Annotated in this window: 1 protein-coding gene; it reads right to left on the reverse strand. The window is 64.5% G+C overall.

Annotated elements, in window-relative coordinates:
• Positions 1 to 935: glucose-6-phosphate dehydrogenase (coenzyme-F420) (gene fgd, locus ACZI8W_RS26130; RefSeq protein ID WP_463371448.1), on the reverse strand; the 935-nt coding region annotated here is incomplete at both ends.

The following is a 935-nucleotide window of genomic DNA, read 5'->3' on the forward strand; positions in this document are numbered from 1 at the left end:
CGCCGCTGATCATGCCCCGGCGCATGAAACACCAAATGATTCAACCCCGCATCCACATACGCCCTCACCTGCTCGACCGCCACATCCGGATCCGACGCCACAATCCACCGCTTCGCCACCTGCTCGATCGGCAACGCATCCGCCGCCGCCTCCATCTCCACCGGATCCTCGATACTGTGCTTCTGCTCCGGCGACAACGACAACGGCGCCCAGAACCGCGTATTCTCGAGCGCCAACTCCGGATCCGTATCGTACGAAATCTTGATCTCGATCATCTTGTCGATCCCCGCCACCTCACGCCCAGCCTTCACCGCACCCTCAGCCACCGCCGGCAACAACTTGTCGGTATAGAGCTCCATCCCCTTCCCCGAAGTACAGATGAACCCATCCCCCACCCGACCCGCATACCGCGCCACCACCGGACCACCCGCCGCCACATACACCGGAATCCCCCCATCAGGCACGTCATAGATCGACGCCCCCACCGTCCGATAGAACTCCCCCTCGAAATCCGTGCGCTCCCCCGACCACAACGCCCGCATCAACCGCACCGACTCCCGCAACCGCGCAAACCGCTCCTTGAACTCCGGCCACGCATCGCTGTACCCCGTCGCGATCTCGTTGAGCGCCTCCCCGGTACCCACCCCCACGAACACCCGACCCGGATACAGACACCCCATCGTCGCGAACGCCTGCGCGATCACCGCCGGGTTGTACCGGAACGTCGGCGTCAACACCGAGGTGCCGAGCTGCACCCGCTGCGTCCGCTCACCGACCGCAGTCATCCACGCCAACGAGAACGGGGCATGACCACCGTTGTGCCGCCACGGCTGGAAATGATCCGACACCGTCGCCGAATCCATCCCGTGCGCCTCCGCGAGCACCCCCAACTCCACCAGTTCACGCGGACCGAACTGTTCCGCCGATGCCTTGTA

It is taken from the genome of Rhodococcus ruitaii (assembly GCF_055230935.1).